Annotated in this window: 23 protein-coding genes; 8 read left to right on the forward strand and 15 right to left on the reverse strand. The window is 71.7% G+C overall.

Annotated elements, in window-relative coordinates:
* Positions 1-66: 66 nt before the first annotated feature.
* Both ilvD and ACQEVJ_RS24365 read left to right on the forward strand, forming a co-directional pair.
* Positions 67-1,908 (forward strand): dihydroxy-acid dehydratase, encoded by a 1,842-nt coding sequence (ilvD, locus tag ACQEVJ_RS24360; RefSeq protein WP_433104705.1) that lies wholly within the window; start codon positions 67-69, stop codon positions 1,906-1,908.
* Between the two features lie 211 nt (positions 1,909-2,119).
* Positions 2,120-2,914 carry a Dyp-type peroxidase gene (locus tag ACQEVJ_RS24365; RefSeq protein ID WP_433104707.1) on the forward strand — a complete coding sequence of 265 codons (795 nt, stop codon included), beginning with the start codon at positions 2,120-2,122 and terminating at the stop codon, positions 2,912-2,914.
* Positions 2,915-2,963: 49 nt separating this feature from the next.
* Here ACQEVJ_RS24365 and ACQEVJ_RS24370 read toward each other — a convergent pair whose 3' ends face one another.
* Positions 2,964-3,701: an ABC transporter permease gene (locus tag ACQEVJ_RS24370; protein ID WP_433104709.1), complete on the reverse strand. Its 738-nt coding sequence runs from the start codon at positions 3,699-3,701 to the stop codon at positions 2,964-2,966.
* Between the two features lie 118 nt (positions 3,702-3,819).
* Positions 3,820-6,192, reverse strand: a complete 2,373-nt coding sequence (locus ACQEVJ_RS24375; protein WP_433104711.1) for an extracellular catalytic domain type 1 short-chain-length polyhydroxyalkanoate depolymerase — start codon at positions 6,190-6,192, stop codon at positions 3,820-3,822.
* 393 nt (positions 6,193-6,585) lie between these two features.
* Between ACQEVJ_RS24375 and ACQEVJ_RS24380 the strand changes: the two genes are divergently transcribed.
* The gene (locus ACQEVJ_RS24380; RefSeq protein ID WP_433104713.1) at positions 6,586-7,293 is read left to right on the forward strand and encodes a sulfotransferase family protein; all 708 of its coding nucleotides are present in this window, start codon (positions 6,586-6,588) and stop codon (positions 7,291-7,293) included.
* Positions 7,294-7,426: 133 nt separating this feature from the next.
* Complete coding sequence (locus ACQEVJ_RS24385; protein WP_433104715.1) at positions 7,427-8,818, forward strand: cytochrome; 1,392 nt, start codon at positions 7,427-7,429, stop codon at positions 8,816-8,818.
* Between the two features lie 47 nt (positions 8,819-8,865).
* Here the strand turns inward: ACQEVJ_RS24385 and ACQEVJ_RS24390 are convergent, their stop codons facing one another.
* The 3 genes from ACQEVJ_RS24390 to ACQEVJ_RS24400 form a co-directional block, all read right to left on the reverse strand.
* A complete protein-coding gene (locus ACQEVJ_RS24390) occupies positions 8,866-9,237 on the reverse strand; it encodes a cupin domain-containing protein (protein WP_433104717.1) in 372 nt (123 codons plus the stop codon).
* A gap of 125 nt (positions 9,238-9,362) precedes the next feature.
* On the reverse strand, positions 9,363-9,569 hold the full coding sequence (locus ACQEVJ_RS24395; RefSeq protein ID WP_433104719.1) for a DUF4287 domain-containing protein: 207 nt from the start codon (positions 9,567-9,569) through the stop codon (positions 9,363-9,365).
* A gap of 31 nt (positions 9,570-9,600) precedes the next feature.
* Entirely contained in the window at positions 9,601-9,873 is a 273-nt protein-coding gene (locus ACQEVJ_RS24400) for a hypothetical protein (protein WP_433104721.1), read from the reverse strand.
* 107 nt (positions 9,874-9,980) lie between these two features.
* Between ACQEVJ_RS24400 and ACQEVJ_RS24405 the strand changes: the two genes are divergently transcribed.
* Positions 9,981-10,205 (forward strand): SCP2 sterol-binding domain-containing protein, encoded by a 225-nt coding sequence (locus tag ACQEVJ_RS24405; RefSeq protein ID WP_433104723.1) that lies wholly within the window; start codon positions 9,981-9,983, stop codon positions 10,203-10,205.
* A gap of 26 nt (positions 10,206-10,231) precedes the next feature.
* On the opposite strand, the gene ACQEVJ_RS24410 is transcribed toward ACQEVJ_RS24405, so the two are convergent.
* The 3 genes from ACQEVJ_RS24410 to ACQEVJ_RS24420 form a co-directional block, all read right to left on the reverse strand.
* Positions 10,232-11,068, reverse strand: a complete 837-nt coding sequence (locus ACQEVJ_RS24410; RefSeq protein WP_433104725.1) for an ABC transporter permease subunit — start codon at positions 11,066-11,068, stop codon at positions 10,232-10,234.
* On the reverse strand, positions 11,065-12,006 hold the full coding sequence (locus tag ACQEVJ_RS24415) for an ATP-binding cassette domain-containing protein (protein ID WP_433104727.1): 942 nt from the start codon (positions 12,004-12,006) through the stop codon (positions 11,065-11,067). Before ACQEVJ_RS24415 ends, ACQEVJ_RS24410 begins: the two co-directional genes overlap by 4 nt.
* A 200-nt stretch (positions 12,007-12,206) precedes the next feature.
* Positions 12,207-14,306: a S8 family peptidase gene (locus tag ACQEVJ_RS24420; protein WP_433104729.1), complete on the reverse strand. Its 2,100-nt coding sequence runs from the start codon at positions 14,304-14,306 to the stop codon at positions 12,207-12,209.
* Between the two features lie 577 nt (positions 14,307-14,883).
* Here ACQEVJ_RS24420 and ACQEVJ_RS24425 point away from each other — a divergent pair.
* Positions 14,884-15,171, forward strand: coding sequence for a hypothetical protein (locus ACQEVJ_RS24425; RefSeq protein ID WP_433104730.1), 288 nt, complete (start codon positions 14,884-14,886; stop codon positions 15,169-15,171).
* Between the two features lie 119 nt (positions 15,172-15,290).
* On the opposite strand, the gene ACQEVJ_RS24430 is transcribed toward ACQEVJ_RS24425, so the two are convergent.
* The 7 genes from ACQEVJ_RS24430 to ACQEVJ_RS24460 form a co-directional block, all read right to left on the reverse strand.
* Complete coding sequence (locus ACQEVJ_RS24430) at positions 15,291-17,369, reverse strand: bifunctional aldolase/short-chain dehydrogenase (protein ID WP_433104732.1); 2,079 nt, start codon at positions 17,367-17,369, stop codon at positions 15,291-15,293.
* A 207-nt stretch (positions 17,370-17,576) separates the two neighbouring features.
* Entirely contained in the window at positions 17,577-18,731 is a 1,155-nt protein-coding gene (gene rhaI / locus ACQEVJ_RS24435; protein ID WP_433104734.1) for an L-rhamnose isomerase, read from the reverse strand.
* 12 nt (positions 18,732-18,743) lie between these two features.
* Positions 18,744-18,878: an L-rhamnose mutarotase gene (locus ACQEVJ_RS24440; RefSeq protein ID WP_433104736.1), complete on the reverse strand. Its 135-nt coding sequence runs from the start codon at positions 18,876-18,878 to the stop codon at positions 18,744-18,746.
* 24 nt (positions 18,879-18,902) lie between these two features.
* A complete protein-coding gene (gene rhaS / locus ACQEVJ_RS24445; RefSeq protein WP_433104738.1) occupies positions 18,903-20,009 on the reverse strand; it encodes a rhamnose ABC transporter substrate-binding protein in 1,107 nt (368 codons plus the stop codon).
* 11 nt (positions 20,010-20,020) lie between these two features.
* Positions 20,021-21,058, reverse strand: a complete 1,038-nt coding sequence (locus tag ACQEVJ_RS24450) for an ABC transporter permease (RefSeq protein ID WP_433104740.1) — start codon at positions 21,056-21,058, stop codon at positions 20,021-20,023.
* On the reverse strand, positions 21,048-22,067 hold the full coding sequence (locus ACQEVJ_RS24455; protein ID WP_433104742.1) for an ABC transporter permease: 1,020 nt from the start codon (positions 22,065-22,067) through the stop codon (positions 21,048-21,050). Before ACQEVJ_RS24455 ends, ACQEVJ_RS24450 begins: the two co-directional genes overlap by 11 nt.
* A 37-nt stretch (positions 22,068-22,104) precedes the next feature.
* Positions 22,105-23,577, reverse strand: coding sequence for a sugar ABC transporter ATP-binding protein (locus tag ACQEVJ_RS24460; protein WP_433112946.1), 1,473 nt, complete (start codon positions 23,575-23,577; stop codon positions 22,105-22,107).
* A gap of 309 nt (positions 23,578-23,886) precedes the next feature.
* Between ACQEVJ_RS24460 and ACQEVJ_RS24465 the strand changes: the two genes are divergently transcribed.
* Both ACQEVJ_RS24465 and ACQEVJ_RS24470 read left to right on the forward strand, forming a co-directional pair.
* Complete coding sequence (locus ACQEVJ_RS24465; protein WP_433104744.1) at positions 23,887-24,924, forward strand: LacI family DNA-binding transcriptional regulator; 1,038 nt, start codon at positions 23,887-23,889, stop codon at positions 24,922-24,924.
* Positions 24,921-26,342, forward strand: coding sequence for a rhamnulokinase (locus ACQEVJ_RS24470; RefSeq protein ID WP_433104746.1), 1,422 nt, complete (start codon positions 24,921-24,923; stop codon positions 26,340-26,342). Before ACQEVJ_RS24465 ends, ACQEVJ_RS24470 begins: the two co-directional genes overlap by 4 nt.
* The last annotated feature ends 11 nt before the right edge of the window (positions 26,343-26,353 follow it).

The following is a 26,353-nucleotide window of genomic DNA, read 5'->3' on the forward strand; positions in this document are numbered from 1 at the left end:
GGTAGTGGAAGTACTAGCAGTGCGGGTGTCTTCGCCCCGCCCTCGTGCGCCGCGAGCATGGGGGGCATGCCACAACTGAGATCACGTACGGTCACCCACGGGCGGAACATGGCCGGAGCGCGTGCCCTGATGCGCGCCTCCGGCGTGCCGAGCCAGGACATCGGTGTCAAACCCGTTGTCGCGGTGGCCAACAGCTTCACCGAGTTCGTCCCCGGCCACACGCACCTGCAGCCGGTGGGCCGCATCGTGTGCGAGGCCGTCGCCGGCGCGGGCGGCATCGCGCGGGAGTTCAACACCATCGCGGTCGACGACGGCATCGCGATGGGACACGCCGGGATGCTGTACTCGCTGCCGTCCCGGGAGCTGATCGCCGACTCCATCGAGTACATGGTCCAGGCCCACTGCGCCGACGCCCTGGTGTGCATCTCGAACTGCGACAAGATAACGCCGGGGATGCTGATGGCCGCGCTGCGGCTGAACATCCCGACCGTGTTCGTCTCCGGCGGCCCCATGGAGGGCGGACGGGCGGTCCTGGCCGACGGCACGGTGCGCACCCGCCTGGATCTGATCACGGCGATGTCCGAGGCGGTCAACCCGGCCGTGTCCGACGCGGACATCGCCCGCATCGAAGAAACGGCGTGCCCCACCTGCGGCTCGTGCGCGGGCATGTTCACCGCCAACTCGATGAACTGCCTGGTGGAGGCGCTCGGCCTGGCCCTGCCCGGCAACGGCTCGACCCTGGCCACCCATACCGCCCGCCGGGCGCTGTACGAGCAGGCCGGACGTACGGTCGTGGAGCTGGCCGCACGCCACTACGGCAAGGACGACGCCTCCGTGCTGCCCCGGGCCATCGCCTCGCGGGCGGCCTTCGACAACGCCATGGCCCTGGATCTGGCCATGGGGGGCTCCACCAACACCGTTCTCCACCTGCTCGCCGCGGCCCAGGAGGCGGAACTCGACTACACCCTGCGCGATATCGAGGCCCGCTCGCGCACCGTGCCGTGCCTGTGCAAGGTCGCCCCCAACGGCCCCTATCTGATGGAGGACGTCCACCGGGCCGGTGGCGTCCCCGCGATTCTGGGCGAGTTGCACCGCGCCGGGCTTCTCCACGAGAACGTGCAGGCCGTCCACGCCGACTCGCTCACCCAATGGCTGGCCACCTGGGACATCCGTGGTTCGGCGCCCGCACGCGAGGCCCTCGATCTCTTCCACGCCGCCCCCGGCGGCGTCCGCTCCGCCACCGCCTTCTCCCAGTCGGCCCGGTGGGAGTCCCTGGACACGGACGCCGCGGGCGGCTGCGTCCGCGACACGGCCCACGCCTACACGCCCGACGGCGGGCTGGCGGTCCTGCGCGGCAACCTCGCCCCCGACGGCGCCGTGATCAAATCCGCCGGTGTCCCCGACGGCATGCACGTCCTCACCGGCCGCGCGGTGGTGACCGAATCACAGGAGGAAGCCGCCGAAGCGGTCCTGTCCGGGCGGGTGACGCCGGGCAGCGTGCTGGTCATCCGCTACGAGGGCCCGCGCGGCGGCCCCGGCATGCAGGAGATGCTCTACCCCACCGCCTACCTCAAGGGCCGCGGTCTCGCCGGCACGTGCGCCGTGGTCACCGACGGCCGCTTCTCCGGCGGCAGTTCCGGCCTGGCGATCGGCCATGTCTCACCCGAGGCCGCGGCGGGCGGTCCCATCGCGCTCGTCGAGGACGGCGACGTCATCACCATCGACGTCACCGCACGCACCCTCCACATCCGGGTGCCCGACTCGGAGCTCGCCGCCCGCCGTGCCCGGCTGGAGCGGAACACCGGCTATCGGCCCCGCGACCGTGAACGGCACGTCTCCGCGGCCCTGCGCGCCTACGCGGCACTGGCGCAGTCCGCCGACACCGGAGCGGTGCGACTGCCCGGGTGATCGGGCCCCATCACATCGAGCCCCGTCACATCGAGCCCCGTCACATCGAGCCCCGTCACATCGAGCGCGGTCAGCCGATGCCAGCACGCGTCCGCCGACAGAAGCAGAGGACTGACCTGCACTAACGCGATCACGTGTACCTGGTGGCAGCGGTCTTACCGACACCCCCGGTCGGCGCGACTATGGGAGGCGGTCTATCGGGTTGTCAGGTGTGGGAGCCGACGCGGTCGGCGATGCGGGCGACGGCGGTGGCGACGCCGTCCTCCGCTGCCACACGACCGGAGAAGGTGCGGGGCAAATCGGCGCCGGCAACGCGGACACCGTCCACCACGCGCTGCGGGACATCACCCGGCACACCCGCGGGGCCCTGCGACCGCGGTACCGCCTGTCCGGCTTCGTCAGCCCGCCCCGGCCCTCCGGGACACCGCGCAACCTCATGGGTTTCAAGGACGGCATCGCCAACCCGACCGAAGCCGACGGTCCCGGCCTCATCCGGGTCGGTGCCGGCCGGGGCGAGCCCGCCTGGACCGCCGGCGGCACCTACCAGGTGGTGCGCCTGATCCGCATGCTCATCGAGTTCTGGGACCGCATCTCGCTCACCGAACAGGAGGGCATCATCGGCCGGCGCCGCGACAGCGGCGCCCCGCTCGACGGCACTGTCGAGTCCGACATCCCCGACTACGGCCGCGACCCGGCCGGCGCGCTCATCCCGCTCGACGCGCACATCCGGCTGGCGAACCCCCGCACCTCGAAGAGCGCGCCCAGCCGGATCCTGCGGCGCGGCTACAACTACGACAGTGGCCTGCTGCCCAACGGCAACCTCGATGCCGGTCTCATCTTCTGCTGCTACCAGCAGGACATCGGCCGGCAGTTCGAGACGGTCCAGAAGAGACTCGCCGACGATCCGCTGAACGACTACATACGTCCGTTCGGCGGGGGGTACTTCTTCGCCCTGCCCGGCGTGACCACCTCCCAGGACTGGTACGGGCGAGCCCTGCTGACGTGATTGCGCGGCGGCGCCGCGAGCGTCGTGAGCACCGCGGTGCAATCACGGGTCAGCGCGAGAAACGACCGCGGGCGGCGAGTTCGATCGTGACCACGACGGCCGCCGACTCGGCGGCCAGCAGGGCGACGAGGACCGCGAGCTGCACGGCCCCCGCGTGCACGGGGTCGGAGCCGGCCAGCATCATGCCGACGAACGCGCCGGGCAGCGTGACCAGGCCCACCGTACGGGTCTGGTCCAGCGCGGGCACGAGCGCCCGCGCGGCGGCCGGGCGGCAGATCTCCAGTGCCGCGTCACGAGGGGACAACCCCAGCGCCAGCGCGGCCTCCACCTCTCCGCGCCGCTGACACAGCTCGTCGAGCGCGCGGCGGCCGGCCAGCGCCGTGGCGGTGAGGCATCCGCCCAGCAGGATGCCGGTCACCGGGATCAGGGTGATCCCGCGCGCCGGCAGGACGCCCGTGACCAGCATCAGGACCACCACCGGCGCCGTGCCCGCCGCGATCGGCACGGCGGCCCACCAGCCGGTCCGCCCCCGCGTGATCCGCCGCCCGGCGGTGCCGCTCGCCACGCCGTACATGACGAGCAGGAACAGCACCACGGCGGGCAGCAGCCCGATCGCCCACCCGATGAACAGGGACACCAGGGCGAGCTGAACGGCGGCCCGCCCCGCGGCGGCCAGGACGGCCACGGCGTGGCCGGACCGGCCCAGGGCGGCGACGGCGGCCCCGGCCAGCGCGAGCAGTGCCATCACGACGCCGAGCATCGGGGTCACCGGGAGCAGCGTGTTCACACTCCGATCGTGCCCCGGACCCATGAAGCGGGGCGCACAAAGCAGGGCACCCCCGCGCGTGGCGGGGGTGCCCCTGGCGCTCCTCCTGGTCAGGAGCGCGTCATCGCGGTTCCACCGGTCAGGAGGCGCTGCACGTCAGGGTCGGCGTGTCGGCGCTGCCGTTGGCGGTGAAGCCGAAGGTTGTCGTGCCGCCTGCGGGGAGGGAGCCGTTCCAGGACTCGTTGCGCACGGAGACCGAGGCACCGGAGCCCGAATTGACGCCGCTCCACAGCTGGGTGATGGACTGCGAGCCGGACCAGCTCCAGTTCACCGTCCAGCCCCTCACCGATGAGCTGCCGGCGCGGACCGTGACCTCGGACTGGAAGCCGCCGGGCCAGGAGTTCACCGTACGGATCGTCGCGCTGCACCCGCCGGGTTGCGGCGAGTCCCCGGGCGACGGGCTGACCGGCGGCGTGGGGCTGGGACTCACCGGCGGGGTCGGGCTGGGGCTGGGGCTCACCGGCGGGGTGGGGCTGGGCGAGGTGTTCGGAACGGCGGCGTTGAGTGCGTCGAGGACGGAGGTGTAGGCGGCCTTCTTGTTGCCGTTGCCGTCGAACAGCAGCGGCGTCTGGCTCGACCGCCAGGAGTCGCTGTCGCGCACGCCCCACACGGTGATGCCGACGCAGCGCGAGACCGCCAGGCAGTCGTTGACGATGTCGGCGTAGGTGCTGGCCGAGGCACCCTCGACGTCCAGCTCGGTGATCGCCACGTCGACGCCCAGAGCCGCGAAGCTCTGCAGCGTGGTGCGGTAGTTGGCGTTGTAGGCGCTGCCGCTGTTGAAGTGGCCCTGGAACCCGACACAGTCGATCGGCACGCCGCGGGACTTGAAGTCCTTGACCATGTTGTAGACGCCCTGCGTCTTGGCCCAGGTCCAGTTGTCGATGTTGTAGTCGTTGTAGCACAGCTTGGCGGCCGGGTCGGCGGCGCGCGCGGTCTTGAACGCGACCTCGATCCAGTCGTTGCCGGTGCGCTGGAGGTTGGAGTCGCGGCGGCCGCCGTTGCTGTCGTCGAAGGCCTCGTTGACCACGTCCCAGTAGGGGATCTTGCCCTTGTAGTGGGCCATCACCCCGTTGATGTGGTTGATCATGGCCTGGCGCAGCGCGGTGCCGCTGAGGGACTGCATCCAGCCGGGCTGCTGGGAGTGCCAGGCCAGCGTGTGCCCGCGCACCTGCTTGCCGTGCGAGGTCGCCCAGTCGAAGACCCGGTCGGCGTTGGTGAAGTTGAACTGGTTCTGGTTGGGCTCGGTCGCGTCGATCTTCATCTCGTTCTCGGCTGTCACCATGTTGAACTCACGGTTGGCGATCGTGGTGTACGCCGAGTCATTGAGCTTGCCCGCGTTGATCGCGGTGCCGAAGTAACGGCCGCTGCGGGCCGCGGCCGCCCCGAGGGTGGTGGCCGGCGGGCCGCCGGTCGGGCCGGACGACGGGCTCGGCGACGGGCTCGGAGACGGGCTGTTCGGCGGCGTCGGCGACGGGCTGGGCGACGGCGTCGGCGACGGGCTGGGCGACGGGGAGCTCGGCGTGGTGCTGTTGAGGCCGAGGAAGTTGATCGCGTAGGAGATCATGCCGTTCAGCGGCAGCGAGTGTCCCTGACCGGAGACGCTGACGCCCTCGACCGGCGGCTGGGTGCCGGTGTTGCCATACCGGGTGCGGGTCCACCCCGACGAGGGGCTGTCGGTGGACGCGGGCGTCTGGCTGACGCCGTTGAGGTTGGTCCACTGCTTGATCTCTTCGCCGAAGTTGTTGTAGTTCAGCGTCGTGTCGGTGGTGCCGTGCCATAGCTGCATGCGCGGGTACGAGCCGCCGTAGCCGGGGTACATCGACCGGGCCAGGTCACCCCACTGCTGGGCGGTCTTGATGCTCTGCCCGCCGGAGCACTGGCTGTTCCAGGTGGAGCCGTCGGTGGTGGCGAAGCAGCCCGCCGGGACGCCCATGAAGGCCGAGCCCGCCTTGAAGACGTCCGGATACTCGGCCGCCAGCACGTTGGTCATCATCGCGCCGGAGGAGACGCCGCTGACGTAGACGCGGCCGGGGTCCACGTTGTAGCGCGACTTGGCGTAGTCGACCATCGACATGATGCCGACCGGGTCGCTGCCGCCGCCCCGCTTCAGCGCCTGGGGCGAGTACACGTCGAAGCACTGCCCGCTACGCGTGGCCTCCGGGAACACGATGACGAACCCGTACTGGTCGGCCGCCGTGACGTAGTCGTGGAAGTACCCGCTGTACAGCGCCGACGCGGTGCCCGTGCAGTAGTGGACGGCGACGAGCAGCGCGGGCCGGGCGGCCACCCGGTCCGGCACGTAGATGTACATGTTCAGGTTGCTCGGGTTGTTGCCGAAGCTGGTCACCCGGGTCAGCGAGGCCGCGGCGGCCGGTTGGGTGGCCAGTAATGTGATCGCCGCGACCACGGGCATCAGCACGGCGGCCAGTAAGGCCACGATGCGTCGTCTCACGTGAGCTGTCCTTCCTCCGGTTGCGCCGACCGGGACGTGTGGCCGTGGCGCCCGGGACCGGGCTCCCCGTACTGCTCGGAGATCGCGGACATCGGCCACGCCCTCACCGGATCGGGCGACGTTAATGTTTCAGCAGCGTCCCTAAAACTTTCTGGCAACTCAAGTCCCAGATCATCGCGAGTTCCGTGCCGCCGGAGAGACGGACGTCAGGGGCACATCAGCCCATCCGAGCACCCGCGATACTTGGAAAGTTTCATGGAGTCTCCGAAATATTGTCAGATCGCGCAGACGGCACCATGCCGCGGGGAGGGCGTGGACGTGCCGTGAGAACGCCCCGCGGGCGGGCATGGTCTACCGCGTCAGCCGGCGAAGGGCGACGACGGGAGCCTGGACATGCTGGAGGTCATCGGCGCGGGACTTCCGCGCACCGGAACGACATCGACGAAGGCGGCCCTGGAGCGGCTCGGCTTCGGGCCCTGCTACCACACCTTCGAGGTCCTGCTCCGCCCGGAGCTCGCCGAGCGGTGGCTGCCGGTCTGCTCGGGCGGGCCGGCCGACTGGGAACGGATCTTCGAAGGCTTCCGGTCCTGCGTGGACTGGCCCGCCAGTTTCTTCTGGCGGGAGTTGGCGCGGGCCTATCCGGACGCCAAGGTCGTCCTCACGGTCCGCGATCCGGACAGCTGGTACGCCAGCTTCCGCGTGCTGGGCTCGCTCAGCCCGCGCGAACCGATGCGGGAGGACGAGGCGCCCGAGGCCGTCCGTCCCGTGGTCGCCGCGATGACGAGCCTCCGGCCGCTCTTCCAGCGGATCAGCGGGTCGGTCTTCGGCGAGGAGTGGCGGCCGGGTCACACACCGGACGAGGAGCGGGCCGTCGCGGCCTACCACCGGCACGTCGCAGCGGTGCGTGCCGCCCTCCCCGCCGAGCGGCTCCTGGTCTTCGACGTGCGCGAGGGATGGGGACCGCTGTGCGCCTTCCTCGGGGTCGCCGCTCCCCCGGGCGCCGCGTTCCCGCACCTCAACGACGCCGCGTCGATTCGCAGGACGTTCGAGCTCATGCGCACCGAGGGCCGCGTCCACGTCCCCTTCCAGCGCGGAGGCTGACGGCGGGCCGCCGCGCGCCCACTCGAGCGTCCCGGGGCCGCTGACAGACCCGGCCGGACACTCTAAGATCGCCGCCCATACCCGGGCGTATGGCTCGACGAACGGCTCGGGTACGAGAGAGGCGGCACTTCCCATGATCCCCGACGCATGGTCCGCGACGGCCGCGGACGACCTGTCATCGTCACCGCTGGAACCCCTGCTCACCCGGGAGTACGACGCCGATCCCGCGGTCGTGCGCGAACGCCTGCGCGGCAGGTACGGCCCGGTGGCCCCGGTCGATCTGCTCGGTGTGCCGGTCTGGTTCGTGCTCGGCTACGACGAGGTGCGATACGTCCTGCAGAACGTGGGCGGCAACTGGAGCAAGCGGCCGGGCAACTGGCGGGCGTACGCCGAAGGCCGGATCCCCGTCGACTGGCCGCTCACCACGCTCTTCCAGGCCGACAACTCGTCGTTCATGGACGGCGACGTTCACCAGGCGTACCGGGGGGCGTGGATCTCGGCACTGCGGCCATACCAGGACCACACCCAGCCGCAGGCCCAGACGCTGGACCGTGCCATGGAGAGGTACTGCGACGACCTGATCGGCCTGGTGACGGAGGGCGGCCCCACCGGCTTGGCCGACCTGGCCGCCCAGTACGCCCGGCCGCTGCCCCTGATGGTCGCCAACCACCTCCTCGGCGTCAGCAGCGCGCACGGCGACGACATGGTGATGGACATCTGGCGCGTGCTCGACGCCGGGCCGGACGCAGCGGCGCACCACCGGCTGCACGCGGCTTTCATGGAGCTGGCGGCCGCCAAGCGGCGCGATCCCGGGCAGGACATCCCCTCCTACCTGCTGCAGGCCAAGCCGGACCTGACCGACGACGAGCTGACCCGCGAGCTGTTCGTCCTGCCGGCCTTCCTCGACTTCACGGCCGGCCTGATCTGCAACGTCATCCTGGAGGTGATCACCGATCCGCGGACGCGGGCCACGCTGTCGATGGGCGCCGCCGAGGAGGCGGTCAACCGCGTCGCCATGGTCAATCCGGTGCTGACCAACCTGGCCTTCCGCTTCGCCAGGACCGACCTGAAGCTCGGCCGCTTCAGGATCGCGGCCGGCGACCCGGTGATGCTGTCCATCGCGGGCGCGCACGCCGACCCGCGGTTCGCCGCCGCGCTCCCCCAGGACGCCCTCCGCGGCACCCGCGCCCACCTGGCGTGGGGCGCGGGCGCCTACGGCTGCCCGAGCCAGCGGCTGGCCACCCGGATCGTCACGATCGCCGTACGCCGGTTGTTCGCCCGGTTCTCGGCGCTCACCCCGGCGCTCCCGCCCGACCAGCTTCCCTGGCGCCCCTCCCTGTTCGTCCGCGCGCTGCGCTCGCTGCCCGTGCGGTATGAGGCCGCCCCGAGCCTCACCCCCACGCCGGCCCCTACCCCCGCGGCGCCGCACGCGGCGCCGCGCCCGACGCCCGATGCCGACGGCGGCTGGCAGCCCTCGCGCTCCGGACTCTGGGCCTTCCTGCGGAAGCTGCGCCGCGGCCAGTGAGCCCCGGCGGTCACGGCCGGGGCCGGCGCCGAGACGTCGTGAGATGGTCAGGGCCGCACCGCGTACACCTTGCGGAGCGTCTCGTGCACCGTCCACACGGTGCGCGCGCCGCCGGGCATGAGGACGACGTCGCCCGGGCCGACGTCGAGCACCGGGCCGCCCTCGACCTCGATCGTCGCGCTGCCGCCGAGCACGACGAAGACCTCGTCCGCCTCGGTGTCCGTGCTCACGCCAGGCCCGTGCTGCCAGACGCCGACCGCCAGGTCCGTGCCCGACGCCAGCTCCAGGTGACGGACCTCAGGGGTTCCGGACACGACCTGGGCGGGGTCGAGCGGGTCGGGATCGAGGTCGGCGTCGGCCAGGGCCGCCGCGCGCACCACGCGCGGGGTGCCGGTGAACGATTTGTCGTGTCGGTTCATCGTCGATCAGGTCCCATCGTCGGAATTCGTACGGCCGGGCCTCGTCATTCTCACGGGGCCTCCGGCCGGGCCTCGCGTCCGCTCTGTCGGCGCGGGACGGGCCGGCGCCCATAGGGCGGACCGGCTCATTTCCTGCCGGCGAGGGTGTGGGCGACCAGTGCGTTGGCGTGGCCGTGCCCGAGACCGTGTTCGGACTTGAGCCAGCTGACGAGTTCCATGTGCTTGGTCAGGGGCGAGGAGTCGATGAGGTCGATCCACTCCTGGACGGGGCGGCCGTACTTCTTCTCGATCGCGGGGAAGTAGCTGGCGGGACCGTTTGCCGGTGTGGTCATGTCCGGGGTCCTTTCTGCTGGTGAAGGGGTGTCAGGCGACAGCCGCGTGGATGATATCGGCGCAGGCGGCGACGTCGAGAGCCAGCCCCTGATGGTCGCCGGGGAAGAGGAGCGGCTCGACGCCGAGCCGCTCGGCCGGCACCCGGGCGGACAGAGCCGGAACACCGTCGCCCGAATCCGCTCCGACGCCGACGGCGACCGGCACGGGACCGGAGCGCAGCGCGGCGATGTCGGGCTCGAAGAGCAGCACGGGCAGCAGCACATGGGCCAGGAAGTGGTCGAGGTTGCCCTGGATGCGGCCCATCGAGGCTGGTGGAGGCGACGAGCTCGCGGATGCCGTTGATCGCGTCGGCCATCTCGCCGGTCTGGTGCGGCCAGACGGCGGCGAACGCCTCGTAGGTGACGCGTCCCATGGGCGACTTCACCCTCCGCCTGCAGATCACCGACGGAGCCCTGACGGTCGGCATCGGCCCGCACCCCGCCCCGGACCTCGTCGTCGAGAGGCAGAACGATCAGGGGATCCACGCTCTGATGACCGGCGCCACGACCCCCGGCCAAGCACTCGCCGACGGCAGCGTGCGGGTGGAAGGCGATCCCGCGCTGCTCCACCGGTTCGTCGAGGCGTTCCGCTTCTGACCCACCAGCGGATCCTCAACCCCCGGTCACGCGTCGCGGCGCTTCAGCAGGACCGCCGCGACGGTGATCGTGGCCGCGGCGTAGCCACAGAAGACCGCGAACCCGGTCCACGGAGCCAGTTCGCCGGGCGCCGGGTGAACGGACATGATCACCTGACCGGCGTTGGACGGCAGGTACGGAACGACATGGCCGGCCCAGTCGGCCGGCAGCACCCCGCCGAGGGTCGGCAGCACCAGCAGCAGTCCGAACAGTGTGGCGACGGCGCCCGCGGTGTTGCGGAGGATGAAGCCGAGCCCCACCCCGAGCAGCCCCACGACGGTCAGGTACAGCCCGGCCCCGGCGACGGCGCGGGCGACGCCGTTCGCCGCGAGCCTGGTGCCCCGCTCGCCCAGGACCGCCTGGCCGCCGAAGAAGGCCGCGAACGACGCCGCGGTCGTCAGGACGGCCGCGACGACGGTGAACACCCCGGCCTTGGCCCACAGAACCGGGAGCCTGCGGGGCACCGCGGACAGCGTGGCGCGGATCATGCCGGTGGAGTACCCAGAGGTGACCAGCAGCACGCCGAGCACGCCGATGGCGAGCTGGGCCAGGGACACCCCGCGCAGGCTGGCGCCGGCCGGGTCGAACAGGGCCTGGTGGGGCAAGCCGGGCAGCGCCGCCTCGCCCGCGAGGAACGCGCAGAGCACGATTCCCGCCCCGACCGTCGTCACGACCGCCGCGACCAGGGTGTACACGGTCGAGCGCAGCGACCGCAGCTTGATCCACTCGGACCGCAGGACCCGGCCGCGCGTGACCCGGTGGCAGTCCACGGCCGCGCCCGGCCCGGCCGTACGGCTCAGCCCGGTGACGTTCGCGGTGCTCATGCCGCGCTCCTTTCCGCACCGGCCGTGCCCTGGCCGGTGACGCCGTGATACTCGACCGCGTCGCGGGTCAGCTCCATGAACGCCTCCTCCAGCGACACGTGCACCGGGGTCAGCTCGTACAGCGTCACGCCGTGCCGCGCGGCGATCCTCCCGACGGCCTCGCCGCCGAGGCCGTGCACCCGCAGGACGCCGGCCCCGTCGGCGGTGACCGTCACGTCCGGGCCGGCCAGCAGGTCGCGCAGCCGGTCGGCCTGCGGAGACCGGACGCGCGTGGTCAGGCGGGAGGAGTCGCGAACGAAGTCCGCCACCGGAACGTCGGCGATCAGCCGCCCGCGGCCGACGATGATCAGCTGCTCCGCGGTCAGGGCCATCTCGCTCATCAGGTGCGACGACACGAAGACCGTGCGTCCCTCGGCCGCGAGCCCCTCGAGCAGGGTGCGGATCCACAGGATGCCCTCAGGGTCGAGTCCGTTGACGGGCTCGTCGAGGATCAGCGTCGCGGGGTCGCCGAGCAGCGCGGACGCGATGCCCAGCCGCTGGCCCATGCCGAGCGAGAACCCGCCGACTCTTCTGCGCGCCACCTCGCCGAGGCCCACCAGATCGATCACCTCGTCGACGCGCCGCCGCGAGATGCCGGTGGTGGCGGCCAGGGCGAGCAGATGGTCGTAGCCCGACCTTCCGGGGTGGACCGCCCTGGCCTCCAGCAGCGCGCCGACCTCGTGGAGCGGTGCCGGGTGCCGGCTGTAGTGGCGGCCGTTGACGGTGACGTGCCCGGCGCCGGGGGCGTCCAGCCCGAGGATCATCCGCATCGTGGTCGACTTGCCGGCGCCGTTCGGGCCGAGGAAGCCGGTGACGACGCCGGGCCTGACGGTGAAACTCAGGTTGTCGACGGCGACCTTGCCGCCGTAGCGCTTGGTCAGCCCATGCGCTTCGATCATGAGGAACCTTCTCGCTGACGAGTGTGCCGGATGCCGCGGCCCCCGCGGGGCCGCCGACCCGACACTCGCGGCCGGCGCTGTCCCCTCGCTGCCCATCCGCCGCCCGTCCACTGACATCCGGCTGTCCGCCCGGCGCGACCCGGGCCCGTGACGCGCGAACGCCCTGCCGGCCACGGCCGGCAGGGCGCTGATGCGGGTGTTTAGAAGGTGGGGTAGATGTCGTAGGTCTGTCCGCCGACGCCGTAGTAGTTGGAGCCGGTCGACCAGAGGCTGTCGTTGACCAGGGGCTTGTAGAAGAACTGCTGCCCCACGGGGACGTTGACCCCGCACTCCCACAGGTCGGCCGCCTTGTTGACGCAGTCCTGGCCGCTGGACCAGCTCAGGGGTGTGTCACCGCGGAGGGCGATCCGGTTGCCCGCGCCCGCGTTGTAGTGGACGCGGACCGTGGTCGTGGTGGCGGCCGTCTCGATGCTCGCGCCGAGAGCGGTGCGCACCGAGACGCCACCGGTCGAGGTGGCGGTCAGCACGCCTCCGTACAGGCTGGTGCTGCTGTTCACCTGGTGCAGGGTGACGGTGACCTGCGCGGTGCCGTTGGCGGGCACCGTCACCTGGTTACCGCTCAGGGTGAACAGGCCGGACGGGGCGGGCGTGCCGCCGGTGGAGTCGGTGGCCGACGCGGCCAGGTTCAACGTGACCGGGGTCGCGGTGTCGTTGGTGTAGGTCACGGTCTGCGTGGCCGTGGGCTGGGCGGCGGTGACCGACAGGGCGGCGCTCGGCGGGTTCGCGGTGACCTGCTGGCTCACCGCGCGGGCCGCGTCGACCCGGCCGGTGCCGTACGTGTAGGGGCTGGACCCGGCTGCCGCCGCGGTGGTGCCCATCAGGACGTCCTTCAGGCGCTGCGCGCCCCAGGCGGGGTGGCGCTGCTTGACGAGCGCGGCCGTCCCGGCGACGTGCGGGGTGGCCATCGAGCAGCCGCTCATCGTGCCGTAGCCGCCGCCGGGCACCGCCGCGGTGATGTCCACGCCCGGCCCGGTCATGTCGGGCTTCAGCCCCTGGGTGCCCACCGGACCGCGGCTGGAGAAGCCCGCCACGGTGTCGGTCAGGTCCACCGCGCCCACGGTCAGCGCCTTGTCGGCGACGCCGATGGAGCTGATGGTGGACGTGCCGGGACCGTAGTTGCCCGAGCAGACCACGAACAGCGCGTCGTACTGCGAGGTCAGCGTGTCGATCGCGGAGGCGACGGGGTGGCCGGAGAAGCCCGGGTCGCTCTGGATGCTCATGCTGACGATCTTCGCGCCCTGCTCGCCGACCGCCCACTCCATCCCCGCGATGATCGCAGAGCTGGTGCCCCAGCTGTCGTCGCCGAGGACCTTGCCGACGACCAGGCTCGCGCCCGGGGCGACCCCCTTGTACAGCCCGCCCGAGGCGGCGCCGGACCCGGCGACGGTCGAGGCGACGTGGGTGCCGTGCGAATTGCCGTCCTCGACGCCGTTCGCGTTGCCGGTGAAGTCGGCGGAGGCGACCACCTTGCCCTGCAGGTCGGGGTGGTCGGTGTCGTATCCGGTGTCCAGCACCGCGACCTTGACGCCGGTTCCGTCGTACCCGCTGGCCCACGCGGTCGGCGCGCCGATGTGCGGGACGCTCTGGTCGAGGCCGGCCGACACCTTGCCGTCCAGCCACAGCTTGGTGACACCGCCGCGCAGGGTGCTCGGCGCGGCCGAGCCGCCGGTCAGGCCGCGCCAGCCGTCACGGGCGGACTTCTTGCCGACGGCGAACGCGCTGACACCCAGGCGGGGGAAGGCGTGCCGGCGCTTGGCCGCCGCACCGAGCGCGGCGTCGGCCCGCTCGGCGTTCTGGCTGGTGGCGCTCTTGGGGTAGGTGGTCATGACCGGGATGGACTGGCTGTGCTCGTCGTCGTAGCCGTCCGCGATCAGCGTGCCCACCTCGAAGAGCTGGGGGTCGAGGCGGTTGGCGCGGATGAGCGGGGCCGCGTCGGAGGGGACCACCGACACCTGGTCGCCGCGGTCGGTGACCGCGAAGGTGATGCCCGTACGTCCCTCACCCGGCTCGACCGACAGGACGCGCAGGTCGTGGTTCTCCAGGCGCGCCTTCACCGTGTCGCCGGTGACGAGGGTGACCGTGTGGTCGCCTTCCGCGGCGGCTCCCGACGCCGCGGAAGGACCGGAGGGAGCCGAGGGGGTAGAGGGGCTTGAGGGGCTGGTCTGCGCCGCGGCGGACACGGCGGGCAGACCGAGGAGAGCGGCCGTCGTGACGACGACGGCCAGGGATGATCTCCGCAAGGGTTGTCTCCCGAGTGGTGGAGTTGATCACTACGCCGACCACGTTAGGCTTTTGCGCGGAGTTCTGACTTTTGCGAGATTCTTTTGTCTGCGAGCTTCGTGATCATGGATCCGCAGCGCGCTTCGCAACAAGAAAGCGGTTTCAGTGGCAGCCGACCCGGTTCGTCCACGAGATCGGCAAATCGTCGCTCACCTGTGGCTTCAATCACATCTGTCGATATTGTTTTCTTCGTTGTCCCTGATGTACAGGGCAACCGGGTGTCATCACAAGGAAACGAAGCGCATTATCCACCGCGAAACAAGTACAGATTTCAACCTGCCGAACAATGCGTGAAAGCGATGTAACAGATTTTTATTTCATGAACTTTCTACTACTTCACGAGCCAGGCGACGAGCGGCGACGAAACGGCGCAACGCGGGTTCGCCGGAACTCCGGCCGGTCTCGCGGCCGGCCCCGCAGAGCGGCGCGCCTCCAGGCTGCGGGCCCCGGCCGTCTACCGGAACCCTGCGGGCGCCCGGGGAGTTCTCAGTGCAGGCACCTCGGAAAACTGCACCGCACGGTACGAGGGGATCGCGGATGTCGGACAGGGACAAGAGGGCCGTCCTGGCCTGGCGGGCCACCATACTCACCGGCTTAACGATCCTGAACGTGTTTCTGATCATCGAGAACACGGCCCTGTGGACCGAGCATCGCTTCGCGATCGTCGTCGTGGCCCTCGGCGCCGTCGTCCACTGGATCGCCGCCATGCGCACCAAGGAGGATCCGGACGAGGCCGCCGAGAGGATCTACCAGGAGACCCGGGTCCAGCGGCCCCTGTCGCCTTCCGACGTACGAGACGAGGTGCGGCTGCGATACCGGATGTGAACCCCGTCCCCGGTTCCGTCGGCGTCGTTCCGGCCGCCGAACTCCGCAAGCTGGACCTCTGCACCTGAACCCATGCGGCCGAACCGGCCGGCACGTCGTGCCGGCCGGGCACGAGCTCGTCAGCGCAGGAACGCGGCGGCCACTCCGGCGTCGACGGGGATGTGCAGGCCGGTGGTGAGGGACAGGTCGCCGCCGGTGACGGCGAAGACGGCGGCGGCGACGTGCTCGGGCAGCACCTCCCGCTTGAGCAGGGTGCGCTGGGCGTAGAACTCGCCCAGCTTCTCCTCCGGCACGCCGTAGACGGCGGCCCGGTTGGCGCCCCAGCCGGAGGCGAAGATGCCGGAGCCGCGGACCACACCGTCGGGGTTGATCCCGTTGACCCGGATGCCGTGCTCGCCGAGCTCGGCCGCGAGCAGGCGCACCTGGTGGGCCTGGTCGGCCTTGGCCGCGCCGTACGCCACGTTGTTCGGCCCGGCGAACACCGCGTTCTTGGAGGCGATGTAGACGATGTCGCCGCCCATGCCCTGCTCGATCATGATGCGGGCCGTCTCGCGGGAGACGAGGAACGAGCCGCGGGCCATCACGTCGTGCTGACGGTCCCAGTCGTCCACGCTGGTCTCCAGCAGGGAACGCGACAGCGACAGCCCGGCGTTGTTGACCACCAGGTCCACCCCGCCGAAGGCGAGAACCGCCTGCCGTACGGCCTCGATGACCTGGGTCTCGTCGGTGACGTCGGCCTGGACGGCCACGGCCGCATCCGCGGGGCGATACGCACGGGCCCCGATCTCGGCGGCCACCTTCTCGGCGGCGGCCAGGTCGCGGTCGGCGACCACCACGCACGCGCCCTCGGCGGCCAGGCGTCGGGCGGTGGCCGCGCCGATGCCCGAACCGCCTCCGGTGACCAGCGCGATCCGGGTGGCCAGCGGCTTGGGCGCCGGCAGGCGGCGTAGCTTGGCCTCCTCCAGCTCCCAGTATTCGATGCGGAACTTCTCCGACTCCTCGATCGGGGCGTAGACCGACAGCGCCTCGGCGCCGCGCATCACGTTGATCGTGTTGAGGAAGAACTCGCCCGCCACGCGAGCCGTCTGCTTGTCCTTGCCGAAGGAGAACATGCCGACGCCCGGCACGAGCACGATGGCCGGGTCGGCGCCGCGAAGCGGCGGCGAGGTGGGGGTGGCGTGCCGCTCGTAGTAGGCGCGGTAGTCCTCACGGTAGGCCGCGTGCAGCTCGCCGAGGCGGGAGACCACGTCCTCCAGGGGCGCGCCGGCGGGCAGGTCCAGCACCATCGGCGCGACCTTGGTGCGCAGGAAGTGGTCGGGGCACGACGTGCCGCGGGCGGCCAGCTCCGCGTGCCGCTCACGCGACAGGAAGTCGAGCACCTCGGGGGTGCCGGTGTAGTGGCCGACCTGCCGCACGTCGGTCGAGCACAGCCCGCGCAGCACCGGGAACAGCGCCGCCGCCCGCTCGTGCCTGGCCGCCTCCGGCAGCGGCTCGTAGCCCGGCTTCACCGGTCCGAACGGCTCGGGCCTGCCGTGCTCGGCGATGTACGCCTCGGCCGTACGGATGATCCACAGTGAGTTGTCCGCGCACTCGGCGGAGGTGTCGCCCCAGGCGGTGATGCCGTGCCCGCCCAGGACGCAGCCGACGGCCTGGGGGTTGGCGTCCTTGATCGCGGCGATGTCCAGGCCGAGCTGGAAGCCGGGCCGCCGCCAGGGCACCCAGACGACCCGGTCGCCGTAGATGCGCCGGGTCAGCTCCTCGCCGTCGGCGGCGGCCGCGATGGCGATCCCCGCGTCGGGGTGGAGGTGGTCGACGTGCGCCGCGTCGACCAGGCCGTGCATCGCGGTGTCGATCGACGGAGCCGCCCCGCGCCGCGTTTGTCCAGGCCCCGCCACCCCGCCCAGTCCGAAGGCGCAGTGGTCGAACGCCGCCACCATCTCGTCCTCGCGCTCGACGCCCGGGTAGACGCCGGTGAGCGCACGCAGCCGGTCGAGCCGGAGCACGGCCAGGCCGGCCTCGGTGAGCGTGCCGAGGTCGCCGCCCGACCCCTTCACCCACATCAGCTCCACGTCGGACCCGGTCACCGGATCCACCGCCGTTCCCTTGGCCGAGGCGTTGCCCCCGGCGAAGTTCGTGTTGCGGGGATCGGCTCCCAGCAGGTGCGCACGTTCGAGCAGCTGCTCAACCGGCGTGGTCATGAAATTTCCCCCTACGAGTGGTTCGGTGTGCGCGGACGAGATGGACTTATAGGACGAACTACGGCAAACCGGGCGACGTGGCCGCTCGGGCAGGCTACAGCGGCGGGCCGAGCAGCCGGAGACCGGCCCCCGGACCCGGCCCCCGGTCGGGGCCGGCGGTGAAGGGCTGTGCGCTGGAGGGAGCGCGGCGGGAGCGGGGGCTAGATGTCAGGCGCCCCAGCCGGCCTGGGTGCCGCCCACGCGTTCGGCCCGGATCTTCTCGAAGTAGCCCGACCGGGCGTAGGCCCGCATGGGATCGGGATCGAGGCCCATCTCCTCGCGGAGCGAGGCCAGCAGCGGCCGCACGTCGGTGTTGTAGGCGTCCATCAGCACGGCGTTCGCGCCGAGCACGTCGCCCGACGCCTGCGCGGCGGCCAGGGCCTCGCCGTCCACGAGCAGCGCCTTGGCGGTGGCCTCCTGCACGTTCATCACCGAGCGGATCTGGCCGGCGATCTTCGGCTCGATGTTGTGGCACTGGTCGAGCATGAACGCGATCTCGGGCCGCAGCCCGCCGCCGCGCACCACCTCGTACATGATCCGGAACAGCTGGAACGGATCGGCCGCGCCCACCATGAGGTCGTCGTCGGCGTAGAAGCGGGAGTTGAAGTCGAAGCCGCCGAGCCTGCCCTCGCGCAGCAGGAACGCCACGATGAACTCGATGTTCGTGCCCGGCGCGTGGTGCCCGGTGTCCACGACGACCTGCGCCTTCGGGCCGAGCTTGACGCAGTGGGCGTAGGCGGTGCCCCAGTCCGGCACGTCGGTCATGTAGAAGGCCGGCTCGAACAGCTTGTACTCCAGCAGGAACCGCTGCCCCTCCCCCAGCCGGTCGTACACGGCGGCCAGCGCCTCGGCGAGCCGGTCCTGGCGGGCGCGGATGTCGTCCTGCCCCGGATAGTTCGTCCCGTCGGAGAACCACAGCTTGAGCGTGTCCGACCCCGTGGCGTCCATGATGTCGACGCACTCCAGCAGGTGGCCGAGCGCCTTGCGCCGCACCGCCGGGTCGGGGTTGGTCACGCTGCCCAGCTTGTAGTCGTCGTCCTGGAACACGTTGGAGTTGACGGCCCCGATGCCGACCCCGAGATCGGCGGCGTGCCGGGCGAGGTCGCCGTAGTCGCCGACCCTGTCCCACGGGATGTGCAGGGCCACCGTCGGCGCGACCCCGGTGAACGCGTGCACCTGCGCGGCGTCGGCGATCTTCTCGTACGGGTCGCGCGGCACGCCCTCCTGGGCGAACACCTTGAACCTGGTGCCGCTGTTGCCATACGCCCACGACGGCGTCTCGATGCGCTGCGCGCGCAACGCCGCCCTGATGTCGTCTCTCATCGCATCCCCGATTCAGTCAAGGTGGAAGACTTCGCGGAGGGCGACCACGCCCTCGTCCGGCATCTCCGGCCACGCCTCGCGGTGCCGCTCCCGGTGCTCCTCCAGCCGGTCCGGCCGGACCCGCGGCACGAAGCAGACACGGCGCATGGTCGCCCTCCTCCCGATACGGCGCTAGAAGTCGAACTCGTCGACGTTGCTTGAGTCGAAGGTGAAGGGCGGGCCGAGGATGACCTCGCCGTCCTTGCCGATGGTGTACTCGCCGAGCCTGCCGGCCGTGAACTTCTCGCCCTCCGCGCCGGTGATCTGGCCGGAGACCAGCGCGGCGGCGGCGTAACCGGCCAGGTAGCCGAGGTCCTTCGGGTTCCACAGCGCGAACTTCTCGACCGTGCCGTTCTTCACGAACTCGCGCATCTGGTTCGGCGTGCCGAGGCCCGTCACCACGACCTTGCCCTTGTACTTCGAGCCGGAGATGTAGCGCGCCGCCGCCGAGATGCCGACCGTGGTGGGCGCGATGATGCCCTTGAGGTCCGGGTACGCCTGCAGCAGGCCCTGCGTCTCCTGGAACGACTTCTGGTCGTCGTCGTCCCCGTACGCGACCTTGACGAGCTTCATGTCCTTGTACTCGGGCTTGGTCAGCTCGTCCTTCATGAACTCGATCCAGGTGTTCTGGTTGGTCGCGTTCGCGGTGGCGGACAGGATCGCGAACTCGCCCTTGCCGCCGATCAGCTCGGACAGCATCTTCACCTGGCTGCGGCCGACCTCCTCCGAGCTCGCCTGGTTGATGAACAGGTCACGGCAGTCCTTGGAGGCGTCGGAGTCGTACGCGACGACCTTGATGCCCTTCGACCTGGCCTGCTGGAGCGGGCCGCAGACCGCGTTGGCGTCGTTGGCCGCGATGAGGATCGCGTCCTGCCGCTGCTGGGTGAGGGTGTTGATGTAGGAGACCTGCGAGGACGCCGAGGCGTCGGAAGGACCGACCTCCTTGGCCTCGCCCTTGTACTCCGCCGCCGCCTCGATGCCCGCCTTGTCGACGATGGTCTCGTACGGGTTGTTGATCTGCTTGGGCAGGAAGGCGATCTTGAGGCCCTCCTTGATCGGCGCATTCGGGTTCGCCGAGGCGGGCGCGGCCGCCGACGCCGGGGCGGCGGCGCTCTGCGAGGCGGCGGTGGAGTCCTTCGTGGTCCCGCCGCAGGCCGTAAGGCCGATCGCGACCAGCCCAATCAAGACCGGGCCGATCAGAGCGGCCGCCGAGGTTGACCTTCGCGAAGAGATGAGCATGCGTGTTTCCCTCAGGAGTTCGGAGGTGGGGGTGCCGGCGACAGGGAGGGGCGCCGTCGTCGCCGGGCCGCGGCGACCAGGCGCGGGGTGATCACGGAGATCACCAGGAGCAGCCCGGTGACGATCGACTGGATCTCGGTCGAGACGTCGTTGAGCATGAGCAGGTTGCGGAGCAGGCCGATCAGCAGGACGCCCGCGATGACGCCCCCGAGCGTCCCCTTGCCGCCGCCGAAGTCCACTCCGCCGAGCAGGACGGCCGCGATGACGGCCAGCTCCAGCCCGGTTCCGTTGTCGGCGCGGGCGCTGCCGTACCGCAGCGTGTAGACGACCCCGGCGAAGGCCGCCACGGTGCCGGAGACCACGAAGAGGATCAGCTTGATCCGCTTCACCCGGATCCCGGCGAAGTGGGCCGCCTCCACCTGGGCCCCGATGGCGAACAGGGACCGGCCGAAGCCGGTCGCGTGCAGCGCCACCCCGGTCACCGCCGCGAGCAGCGCGAACAGCATCACCGGATAGGGGATCGGGGTGCCGGGCACGTCGCCCACCGCCAGCGAGGTGTAGCCGGGCGGGAACTCGGCGACGGCCCGGTCACCCAGCACGACGTACGCGAGCCCGCGGTAGAGGGCCAGCGTGCCGATCGTGACGGCGAGCGAGGGCAGCCCGAGCCGGGTCACCAGGAGGCCGTTGACCAGCCCGCACGCCGCGCCGATCACCACGACGAGCGGGATGATGGTCTCGATCGCCCAGCCGCCGTCCCACATCGCGCCGACGAGCGCGCTGGACAGGCCGAGCACCGAGGCGACCGACAGGTCCACCTCCGCGGCGACCACGAGCAGGGTCATCGCCAGGGCGATCATCGCGATCTCGCCGAGGTCGCCCAGCGCGAACGACAGGTTGTCGACGGTCGCGAACTCCGGCGAGCCCACCGCGCCGCCGATGAAGACGACCACGAGCAGCAGGCCGACCAGCACGTCCCAGCGCAGGAACCGGCCGGGGTTCGCGGCGGTGGCGGGCGCGGCCGCCGTGGCCGCCGTCACGTCAGGAGCCATGCCGGGCGTTCCTCCTCCGCAGGATGCGCGCGACCCGCAGGGCGAGCAGGCGGTCCACGCTGATCGCGAGCAGCAGCAGCGCTCCGGTGATCGCCTGCTGCCAGAACGGGTCGACCCTGAGCACGACCAGCGCGCTGGTGATCGTGGTGAGCAGCAGCGCGCCGAGCGCCGCGCCGTACACCGTGCCGACGCCGCCGGTGATCGCGACCCCGCCGACCACGACGGCGCTGACAACCTGGAGTTCCCACCCGTTCGCGGCGTCGGCGACGACCGTGCCGAACCTGGCCAGCCACAGCACCCCGGCGAGCCCGGCGAGCGCCCCGCTGAGCAGGTAGGCCGCCATCACCCGGCGGCGCACCGGCACCCCGGCCAGCCCCGCCGCCTCGGGGCTCGACCCGATGGCGTAGAAGTCGCGCCCGGAGGGATAGGAGCGCAGGTAGAAGCCGACGGCGAGCATGACCACGACCGCGATCAGCGGCAGGTAGGGCACGCCCAGCACCGAGCCGTTGCCGAGCGACAGCAGCGCGGGCGGCAGGTCGACGGCGTTGATCTGCCGCCCGTGCGCGATGTAGTGGTCGACGCCCTGGATCACGTACAGCGTGCCGAGGGTCACCACGAGAGCGGGCACCCGGCCGAAGCTGACCAGCAGGCCGTTCACGATCCCGCACAGCGCGCCGATCGCGACGCCGAGACCGGCCGCGAGAAGGACGCCGCGCCCGTGGTCGGCGGCGAGGAAGTCGCCGACGGTGAACGCGACCAGCCCGACGACCGAGCCGACCGACAGGTCGATGTTCCGCGTGATGATCACGAAGGTCTGGCCCACGGCGAGCAGCACGAGGATCGCGGCATTGAGGAAGATGTCCTTCAGGCCCTGCGCGGACAGGAAGTTGCCGTTGGCTCCGGCCGTGACCGCGACGAGGACGGCCAGCGCGGCGACGATGCTCGCCTCGCGCGCCCGGAACACCAGGTCGACCACGCCGCGCGTGCTTCTCGCCGTGACGGCGGTCATCGCGCCTCCCCCTGCCGCCGGGGCGCGGCGGGCGGGGTCATGCCGCCCTGCCGGTGGCCGCGGCCATCACGCTCTCCTCGGTGGCCCGGTCGCGGGGGATCTCGGCGGCGAGCCTGCCCTCCTGCATCACGAGCACCCTGTCCGCCATGCCGAGCACCTCCGGGAGGTCCGACGAGATCATCAGTACGGCCATGCCTTCGGCGGCGAGCTCGGACAGCAGGCGGTGCACCTCGGCCTTGGTCCCCACGTCGATGCCGCGGGTGGGCTCGTCCACGATGAGCACCTGCGGGCGGGTGGACAGCCACTTGCCGAGCACGACCTTCTGCTGGTTGCCGCCCGACAGCACGCTCACCGCGTCGGACAGGCGGTTGTACTTGAGCCGCAGCCGGATCGCCCAGTCGCGGGCGCGGTCGCGCTCGGCGGCCCGGGAGATCACCGGGCCCAGCGACGACCGGCGTAGTGACCGCAGGCCGGTCAGGCCGATGTTGCGCTCGATCGACTGGTCCATGACCAGGCCCTGCTGCCGCCGGTCCTCCGGCACCAGGGCGAGCCCGGCCGACATCGCGGCGGTCGGGGAGGCGGGCGGGAGTCGCCTGCCGTCGACCTCGACCCATCCGGCGTCCCAGCGGTCCACCCCGAAGATCGCCCGGGCCACCTCGCTGCGCCCGGCTCCCACGAGCCCGGCGAGCGCCACGATCTCGCCACGCCGCACCTCGAAGGAGACGTCGGTGAATACCCCCTCGCGGGTGAGCCGGTGCACCCTGAGCGCAACCTCGCCGGGGACGGTGTCCAGCTTGGGATACAGGGCGTCGAGGTCCCGCCCGACCATCCGGCGGATGAGGTCGTCGTGGGTGAGCCCGGCGACCGGCTCGCTCGCCACCCAGGCGCCGTCACGCAGCGTCGTCACCCGCTGGCACAGCTCGAAGATCTCGTCGAGGCGGTGGGAGATGAACAGGACGGCGCAGCCCTGCTCCCGCAGCGCCTTGACGACCGCGAACAACCGGGACACCTCCGCGCCGGACAGCGCGGCGGTCGGCTCGTCCATGATCAGTACGCGCGCCTCCCGCGACAGCGCCTTGGCGATCTCGACGAGCTGCTGGTCGGCGATGGACAGGCCGCGCGCCGGCTGCCGCGGATCGAGCGGGACGCCCAGCCGGGCGAACAGTTCGGCGGTGCTCGCGTGCATCCGGTCCCGGTCGATCCGGCCGAGCCGGGCCCTGGGGTGGCGGCCGATGAAGATGTTCTCGGCGACCGACAGGTCGGGGAACAGCGTGGGCTCCTGGTAGATCACGGCCACCCCCGCCGCCTGCGCATCGGCTGGGCTGTGGAACTCCACCGGCCGCCCGTCGAGCAGCACCTGACCGGTGTCCGGCCGGTGGACCCCGGAGAGGGTCTTCACCAGTGTGGACTTGCCCGCGCCGTTCTCTCCGGCCAGCGCGTGCGCCTCGCCGGCGTACAGCTCCAGGGTGACGCCGCGCAACGCCCGGACGGCCCCGAAGGACTTGCTCACGCCGGTCAGCGCCAGCACCGGCACCGCCGCGCCGGTCCGGTCGTCAGGTCCGGTCACCTGCTCACTCCTTCCGTGGGGAGAAAAACGTTTTAGAGCGAGTTGCCCGGGACGGTATGCCGGGGTTCGCGGGGCTGTCAATGGGTCATGAAGAGGCCGTTTCCGAGGCGTTACGGAGCCGCGCGGCGGCCCGCGGACCCATTGCCCGCCGACCCGCCTGCGGTAAGGTCTGGCCATCGGCCGTACAACGTTTTAATTTGATCCGAATCCTTGGATCCGCATCCGAGCAGGTCCGAGGAGCCGAGGAGGACAGTGGGCACCGTCAGCATCCGGGAGGTCGCCGCCCGCGCCGGTGTGTCGCCCGGGACCATCTCGAACGTGCTCAACCGCCCGGAGCGGGTGGCCCCGGAGACCCGTGAGCGCGTCCTGCGCGCCATCCGCGAACTGGGCTTCGTACGGCACGGGTCGGCCTCGACGCTGCGCGCCGGGCACAGCAGGACGATCGGCCTGTCGGTCATCGACATCGGCAACCCGTTCTTCACCGACGTCGCCGCCGGGGTGGAGGAGGCGGCCAGCGAGCTCGGCTACGCGGTGATCCTCGGCAACTCGGCGGGCTCACGGGACAAGGAGGAGCGCAACCTGCTCGTGCTCGCCGAGCAGCGCGTGCGCGGCGTGCTGATCACGCCGTCGGACGAGGACCCCGCGCGGCTCGACGCGCTGCGCGAGCGCGGCATCAGCGTGGTCCTGGTGGACCATCCCGCGCACCGGCCCGACCAGTGCTCGGTGGCCGTCAACGACCTGGCGGGCGGTCAGATGGCCGCATCCCACCTGCTGGCGCTGGGCGCGCGGCGGATCGGCTACGTCACCGGCCCGCGCTCGATCCGGCAGTGCGTGGAGCGGGGGCGGGGCGCCGGGCAGGCCGCCTCCGCCGCCGGGCTCGACCCCGAGACCGCGATCGTGACCGTGGAGGTGCCGGCGATGACGGCGCGCGAGGGGCAGCGGGCCGCCGCGTCGCTGCTGGCCTCCGGCCTGCCCGACGCGGTGTTCTGCGCGAACGACCTGCTCGCCGTGGGGTTCCTGCGCGAGCTGCTGCGGGCGGGCGTACGCGTCCCGCGCGACGTGGCGCTCATCGGGTATGACGACATCGACTTCGCCGCCGCGTCGGCCGTGTCGCTCAGCTCGATCCGCCAGCCCACGCACCGGCTCGGCCGGATCGCCACCGAACTGCTCCTGGACGAATGCGACCACCCGGACACGCACGTGCACCAGCAGGTGATGTTCCAGCCCGAGCTCGTCGTACGCGAGTCCACCGCGGGCCGCGCCCGGGCGGCGGGTCAGGAGACTCCGTGAGCGTCCACGCGGCCGTGGACCTCGGCGCGTCCAGCGGCAGGGTCATGACCGTGCACGTCGACGGCGGCCGGGCGCGCCTGACGGAGGCGCACCGCTTCCCCAACCGCCCGGTGCGGGTGAACGGGACGCTCCACTGGGACGTGCTCGCCCTCTACCAGGGTGTTCTCGACGGGCTGCGGGCCGCGGGGCCGGTCGACTCGGCCGGCGTCGACTCCTGGGCGGTCGACTACGGCCTGCTCGACGGCGACGGGCGGCTGCTCGGCAACCCGATCCACTACCGCGACGGCCGGACGGACGGGATCATGGAGGCCGTCTCCGCCAGGCTCGGCGCCGCCGCGCTCTACCAGGTCGGCGGCCTGCAGTTCCTGCCGTTCAACACCGTCTACCAGCTGCTCGCCGAGCCCGCCCTCGACCGGGCGCACACCATGCTGCTGATCCCCGACCTGCTGGCGTACTGGCTGACCGGCGCGGTCGGGGCCGAGGCCACCAACGCCTCCACCACCGGCCTGTACGACGTCCGCGCGCGGGGCTGGTCGCACGACCTGGCGCGCGAGCTGGACCTGCCGCCGGGCATCCTGCCACCGCTGCGCGAGCCCGGGACGCCCGTGGGGACGCTGCGGCCCGAACTGGCCGCCGAACTCGGGCTGCCCGGCGGCGTCGAGGTGACGGCGGTCGCCTCGCACGACACGGCCTCCGCCGTGGCGGCCGTCCCCGCCTCGACCGAGAGTTTCGCCTACATCTCCTCCGGGACCTGGTCGCTGGTGGGCCTGGAACTGCCCGCACCCGTGCTCACCGAGGACAGCCGCCTGGCGAACTTCACCAACGAGGGCGGGCTCGACGGCACCATCCGCTATCTGCGCAACGTGATGGGCCTGTGGATCCTGCAGGAATGCGTGCGCGCCTGGGGCGATGCCGACCTCGCCGGGCTGCTGGCCGGCGCGGCGCGGGAACGGCCGTTCGCCGCCCTGATCGACCCGGACGATCCCGTGTTCCTGCCGCCGGGCGACATGCCCGCAAGGATCGCCGCGTACTGCGCACGCACCGGGCAGCGCCCGCCGGACGGGCGGGCGGCGACCGTGCGGTGCGTGCTGGAGAGCCTGGCACTCGCCTACCGCCGCACGCTGCGCGAGGCCGTACGGCTCAGCGGCCGGGACGTGGAGGTCGTCCACGTGGTCGGCGGCGGCGCGCGCAACGCCCTGGTGTGCCAGATGACCGCCGACGCCACCGGACTGCCGGTGGTCGCCGGACCGGTCGAGGCCGCCGCCCTGGGCAACGGCCTGGTGCAGGCCCGCGCCCGCGGTGAGGTGGACGACATCCGCGACCTGGTGCGCCGCAGCGAGCCGCTCCTGACCTACCACCCGCTGGACGGGGAGGCCGCCTGGGATCACGCCGAGGCCCGGCTGCCCGCTTCCCCGTGAGCCGGAATATC

Source organism: Microbispora sp. CA-102843, assembly GCF_050936215.1.
In the GTDB taxonomy this organism is placed as follows: domain Bacteria; phylum Actinomycetota; class Actinomycetes; order Streptosporangiales; family Streptosporangiaceae; genus Microbispora.